Origin of the sequence: Aquibacillus koreensis (assembly GCF_025154055.1) — a bacterium.
In the GTDB taxonomy this organism is placed as follows: domain Bacteria; phylum Bacillota; class Bacilli; order Bacillales; family Amphibacillaceae; genus Aquibacillus_C; species Aquibacillus_C koreensis.
Genome location: NZ_JAOALK010000002.1, coordinates 74,650 through 81,236 on the forward strand (window position 1 = coordinate 74,650; position 6,587 = coordinate 81,236).

General features: G+C 36.8%; 5 protein-coding genes. 4 read left to right on the forward strand and 1 reads right to left on the reverse strand.

What is annotated here, in order from left to right:
- Positions 1-132 precede the first annotated feature (132 nt).
- From NYQ66_RS00585 to NYQ66_RS00600, 4 genes are all read left to right on the forward strand, one after another.
- A complete protein-coding gene (locus NYQ66_RS00585) occupies positions 133-1,152 on the forward strand; it encodes a thiazole biosynthesis adenylyltransferase ThiF (protein WP_259865728.1) in 1,020 nt (339 codons plus the stop codon).
- Between the two features lie 164 nt (positions 1,153-1,316).
- Positions 1,317-2,180 (forward strand): manganese catalase family protein, encoded by an 864-nt coding sequence (locus NYQ66_RS00590; RefSeq protein WP_259865731.1) that lies wholly within the window; start codon positions 1,317-1,319, stop codon positions 2,178-2,180.
- Positions 2,181-2,410: 230 nt separating this feature from the next.
- Positions 2,411-3,880: a circularly permuted type 2 ATP-grasp protein gene (locus tag NYQ66_RS00595; RefSeq protein ID WP_259865733.1), complete on the forward strand. Its 1,470-nt coding sequence runs from the start codon at positions 2,411-2,413 to the stop codon at positions 3,878-3,880.
- Positions 3,870-5,756 carry an alpha-E domain-containing protein gene (locus NYQ66_RS00600; RefSeq protein ID WP_259865735.1) on the forward strand — a complete coding sequence of 629 codons (1,887 nt, stop codon included), beginning with the start codon at positions 3,870-3,872 and terminating at the stop codon, positions 5,754-5,756. The genes NYQ66_RS00595 and NYQ66_RS00600 overlap by 11 nt, the downstream gene beginning before the upstream one ends.
- A 96-nt stretch (positions 5,757-5,852) precedes the next feature.
- On the opposite strand, the gene NYQ66_RS00605 is transcribed toward NYQ66_RS00600, so the two are convergent.
- Positions 5,853-6,341: a GNAT family N-acetyltransferase gene (locus NYQ66_RS00605; protein ID WP_259865737.1), complete on the reverse strand. Its 489-nt coding sequence runs from the start codon at positions 6,339-6,341 to the stop codon at positions 5,853-5,855.
- Between the last annotated feature and the right edge of the window lie 246 nt (positions 6,342-6,587).

Sequence of the window (6,587 nt, forward strand, 5' to 3'; positions counted from 1 at the left end):
TAGTGCTATAAAGAATGGTGAAATGTGATAATATTTATTCAATATTGCTCTTTTAAAGAAAAACTAAAATGCCAATGAAGTGGTAGCTTATTATAGTGTAGAGAAAATATACAATGAAGGGATGAATACCAAGTGAATGACCGTTATTCCCGCCAAGAGCTTTTCTCCCCGATTGGAGTAGAAGGTCAAGCGAAAATAAGAAATAAGCATGTGCTTATTATTGGTGCAGGTGCACTGGGTACAGGTAGCGCAGAAGGTCTCGTTCGTGCTGGTGTTGGAAAGGTAACAATTGTGGATCGTGATTATGTAGAATGGAGTAACTTACAACGACAACAATTGTATAGTGAAGAAGATGCATCCGACAGAATACCCAAAGCGGTTGCTGCAGAAAACAGGCTAAAACAAATTAATAGCGATGTCGAGATTATAGCGCGTGTTATGGATGTATCTATTGAAGAAATGGAAGACCTTGTATTAGGAATTGATATAATTATAGATGCAACAGATAATTTTGACATTCGTATGATTATAAATGATATTTCACAAAAATATAATGTTCCATGGATATATGGTGCCTGTGTAGGTAGCTATGGTATTAGCTATACCATTCTTCCTGGTGAAACACCATGCTTACAATGCTTGTTAGAACGGGTGCCAATGGGCGGATTAACATGTGATACAGCTGGAATTATTGGTCCTGCGGTGCAAATGGTAGTTTCTTATCAAGTTTCAGAGGTGCTTAAAATATTAGTAGAAGACTATGATTCACTTCGAAAGAAATTAGTTTCTTTTGATCTGTGGAAAAACCATCATACAGCCATCGGTGTGGACAAAATGAAAAAAGAAAATTGTCTATCCTGTGGTGAAACACCTACTTATCCCAACTTATCAAAGGAAAATCAAACAAAAACCGCTGTGTTATGTGGAAGAGATACAGTACAAATTAGACCACCGGAAAAGATAGAGAGGGATTTAGATAAGCTTGCTGCCATCTTTAAAGGTCAGGGTGCAAAAGTTACGCTCAATCCATATTTACTTTCTTTTTCTATGCGAAATCACAGGCTTGTTGTGTTTAGAGATGGAAGAGTCTTAATACATGGAACAAAAGATATCTCAGAAGCTAAAACTTTGTATCATCGCTATCTAGGTTAGTGAATAGAACTACTAAAACCAAAAATCCTTGTTACAAAAAATGTAGCGAGGTTTTTTTATTTGCTAATATTAGTATGGTATATAGCACCTTTTTGCAGTTTTTGCATAAGTAGGTAATTAGGGGAGAAAGAGATCCCTAATATAAAAGGTGAGGTGTTCATACATTGTTTTATCATGTTAAAGAATTACAATACCGCGCAAAACCAGACAGACCTAATCCTGTTTATGCAAAGAAACTGCAGGAAATTTTAGGTGGGCAATATGGAGAAATATCGGTCGCAATGCAATACTTGTTTCAAGGTTGGAATGTAAGAGGTGGAGATAACAAATACAGAGACCTCTTAATGGATACTGGTGCAGAGGAGCTTGCACATATTGAAATGCTGGCGACGATGATTGCCAGATTATTAGAAAATACACCGGAAGTTGATTTAGATCAAGCGGTATCAGATCCTGTTGTAGCTGCTATACTTGGTGGTACAAATCCCCAACACGCCATTGTTTCTGGTGCAGGAGCTATGCCAGTAGATAGTGTGGGTAATCGTTGGACTGCATCCTATATTGGTGCAAGTGGAAATTTACTAGCTGACATGCGCGCGAATCTTACTGCTGAGTCAATGGGAAGACTGCAAGCTGTACGATTATATGAAGAAACAGATGATCGTGGCGTGAAAGATATGTTATCTTGGCTAATAGCAAGGGATACGATGCACCAAAACCAATGGTTAGCGGCCATTGCAGAGTTAGAAGCAAAAGAGAATGTAGTTGTACCTAGTACATTCCCTAGAGAATTAGAAAAACAAGAAGTTTCCTATACTCTATTTAACTATTCAGCTGGAAATGAAAGTGCTAAAGGGCGTTGGGCATATGGCCCAAGTATGGATGGCTGCGGCGTGTTTAATTATGTGGAGAATCCAGTGCCATTTGGTAAAAAACCTAAATTAAAACCAGCGCCAAAGTGGCTACATGACACGCCATTAAATGTTATTCGTACGTCCGATGTACATCCAGATCCTGATACAAAATAAAAAGACCAACATCTAAAACGACCATTTCTCTAGTGAGGAAGGGTCGTTTTGTATGTAATCATACGCATATATATTGATAGATTACATAGCATAAGAGAGCAAAAAACGCATAAGTAAATCTAGTATATTATCTGAACTAAAATCATATTATGAAGGAAAATAGAGGGATTTTAAGTGAAATGTCGAAGAAGAATTATATTGAAATAAAAATTTAATAGGGGGAGATTGATTTGTTTAGACCATACAAAACAGCGCCGTTCTTTGATGAGATGTTACGGCAAGATGGGTTACCAAAGCCACACTATCATAAATTTCATCAGATACTAAATCAATTTTCACAAGATGAGTTAAAGAAAAAGCATGAAACCGCACAACTTTCATTTCTGAGACAAGGTATTACGTTTACTGTTTATGATGCTAATCAAAACACGGAACGAACGATGCCTTTTGATTTCATTCCAGTTATTATTCCAAGTAAGGATTGGGACGAAATTGAACGAGGAATGATCCAACGAACAGAAGCATTAAATTTATTTTTAGAGGACATCTATAATGAGCAGTATATTATAAAAGATGGATTGATTCCCCGGGAATTGGTGGAGGAAAATCCATATTACTATGGACAACAAATGAAAGGGATGAAGATCCCATTAAGAAATCACATTTTTTTAGCAGGAATAGACTTAGTACGAAATGAAAATGGACAATATCTTGTATTAGAAGATAACCTCAGAAACCCATCAGGTATGTCATACGTTTATCAAAATCGTTATGTGATGCGCCAAGTTTACCCGGAATTTTTCTCCAAACATTCTCTTATAACATTAGAACATCAGCTTTCTTCTTTGCATGATGCAATTCTTTCACACAAACCATTAGGATTAGAAAATGGAGTATCACCAAGAGCAGTGTTATTAACACCAGGAATATATAATTCAGCTTATTATGATCACGTGTTCTTGGCTCAACAAATGGGCTTAGAGTTAGTAGAGGGACGTGACTTGTTAGTCAAGCACGATAAAGTTTATATGAAAACGATAAAAGGTTTAGAGCGGGTACATATTATTTATCGACGAATTGATGATGATTACCTTGATCCAGTAGCCTTTCATAAAGATTCGACTCTAGGTGTCACTAACCTGTTACAGGCATATCGAAAAGGAAATGTTTCTATCTTAAATGGGATAGGAAATGGAGTGGCGGATGATAAAGCAATGTATGCTTATGTACCAGATATGATCCGATATTATTTAAAAGAAGAACCAATTATCCCCAATGTGGAAACGTACCGTCTTAGAGAAAAAAAACAGCGTGATTGGGTGCTTGAACGACTTGAACAATTGGTTATTAAAAATGTAGGTGCTTCTGGAGGATATGACATGCTTATTGGCCCTCATGCTTCCAAAGATGAGATAGAAAGTTTTCGGAACAAAATATTAGAAAAACCTTATCAATATATTGCACAACCAATGATCAAACTATCACGTGCTCCATCTTTTCAGAATGAACGTTTTTACCCTTGTCATGTTGACTTAAGAGTGTTTGTGATGAGAGGGGAAGAAACAAATGTATTGCCAGGTGGGTTATCTCGGGTAGCTTTAAAAGAGGGTTCGCTAGTCGTAAACTCTTCTCAAGGCGGTGGTGGAAAGGATACGTGGATTTTGAAATCGGATAGGGGTGACGAACAACATGCTCAGTAGGGTAGCAGATTCGCTTTATTGGATGTCGCGTTATATAGAGCGAGCAGAAAATAATGCAAGGATATTAAGTATCCAATTAATACAAATATTAGAAGCATCAGAGGAAGAAACATTAGCTAATCATGATTGGGAAATGGTAATAGAAATATGTGGATCATTACAAGAATATCGTGAAGCTAGCCTTTCTTTATCTTCAGAGAAGGATATAATCAACTATTTATTATTCTCAGAAAGTAATTTAAATTCCATAGCAAATTGTGTCCGATTTGCTCGTGAAAACGCAAAAGTAACAAGGGATCATTTACCAGATGACTTGTGGGAAACATGGAATGATTTCTATTTATTATTCCAAGAATTCAACAAAGTAAATTGGAAAAAAGAAGAACTGCAAGAATTATTAAAGCGGCTCAAGCAGACTTCATTAACTGTGCAAGGCATTATAGAATCCTCTATGACGAGAGGTAATACTGCTTACAGATTTATAAAAATTGGTAAATGGCTAGAACGAGCAGAGAAAACAACACTTATTTTAAATGTAGTTTGTCAACATACGATAAAACGAGAGGAACATTATCAGTACCAGGGGGCATACTATTATTATTGGAGAACTGCTTTACAACTCGTTAATGGTTATGAAGCTTATTTAAAACAAAATCCCCCTAGAATGGTGCCAAACCTTGTCTTGTCATTTCTTATTTCAAACGATGCATTCCCCCGTTCGATTGTTTATTGTATTGAGCATGTCAGAGAGGCAATTTTTCAACTAGAAGAAGGAAAAGTATCACACTATTCATGGGAACTATATGCATCACTAGATCAGTTGTTAGAAGAATTTGATAAGGTGAAAATGGAAGGTATTAAGATTCTAGAGCTATGTGATATGTTGCATCGATTGCAACAAAGTTGTATTGAATTAGGATCTATTTTCTCGAGGACGTATTATTTGATTGAGACTGATAAAGATCTGGAAGGAGCTGGAGATCTTTATCAAAATAAACAATGTGATGTGGAGCGGAGATCAAGCATGAAGTATCAAATTGTTCATATTAATCGTTTTAATTATGAGACGCCAGTCAATCAAAGTTCGAATACCATTAGGTTAAAGCCACGAACTGACGAATGCCAACGATTATTATCCTATCAAGCTAATATACAACCAACTTCATTAACAAAGGATTACATCGACTTGTGGGGAAATCATGTAGAAACGTTTTTTATCCCTGAACAACATCAATCATTAGAAGTAGGAACAACTTCTGTTGTAAGTATCCAAAAAAGTCCATTTATTCACCGGATTGACTATTCTCCCGAGATGAAGTCTATTTTTCATTCAGACTTATTTCGGCATCATTATTTGTCCTTTCTAAATGAAACAGAGTACACCTATTTGCAACCAAGGCAAATACATGAAGTTATACAAAAAATTGGTGAAATGAAAAATCCGGTAAAGTTTTCTATTGATACTATGCGATACTTACATGAAACGTTTAATTATGACGGTGACGCTACACACGTGAATACGAAGGCAAGTGAAGCGTTTGATCTTAAGAAGGGTGTTTGTCAGGATATTACACATGTCATGCTAGGCATTCTGCGAAATAATAACATACCTTCGCGCTATGTTAGTGGGTATTTGTATGTAGGTGAAAATTCGGCACTTATTGGCGATTCTGCTACACATGCATGGGTAGAAATTATGGTGCCAGGAATTGGTTGGGTAGGATTAGACCCTACAAATAACGTAGAAGCGCTTGAAAATCATATTCGTGTTGGTACAGGAAGAGATTATGGGGATGTAAGTCCACTCCAAGGTGTCTATCGTGGAGGCGGGCATACATTAGACGTAAGTGTATCTGTAACACTTTTAGAACAATAGCGAATAATATCGATGATAAAAGGAAGGTGGAGAGCCTTCCTTTTTACATTTTTTAATTGGATTAAATGCAGAAAAAGTCTTCATTGATTAAGCTAATCATGGTGAAGCTTCTGCCTTATAGGAAACAGCATATTCCATTGTTATAAAAGAAGTGCCCTTATTGTTAAACATATCTTTATATTCAAATCCTGCCCTTTTATATACTGTTATTGCTCTTTTATTAAATGAAGCCACACTTAGGCGTATCGTATTGGGGCAAAATAGCTCAGTGGCAAATCGCAGGCCTTTATTGATAAATGATTCTCCAAATCCTTTCCCTGTATGGTTAGGGTCCATTGCTAACCCAATGTCTAACGCGACTTTTTTATATACACCTTCCAATACTCCACCCGGCACCTGAGCTGATTGCCCGAAACAATAATAGCCGATTAATTGTTGCTTTTCATTCAAGCAACCATAAAAGGTTCCGTTTAATAGTTCTTGCATTCCCTCTTCACTATCGTCATGATTATAAAAATCATATGGTGCCTCGTATTTCCAATTTCTTATCTGTTCTGCTTGTTGATTCGTTAGTAGAGATATCATTTCCAATTGCTCCTTTACTCCAAACGGTCAAATACTATTTTATACCATCATAGTAATAGGTGCGATAACTATTGTTTAGCTATTTCTATAAGGTTGTTATGACTAGATTTATATAAACTCTGTCGTAATTATCTGACCCGCTACTCAAGTTAAATTGGCTCCCTTTCCGCGGGCACGGCCTCAGCTAACTCAGGAGCAAAGAGCGCTCCTGAGTGGATCTTCGGCTCGCGCTGTTCCCGCAGGAGT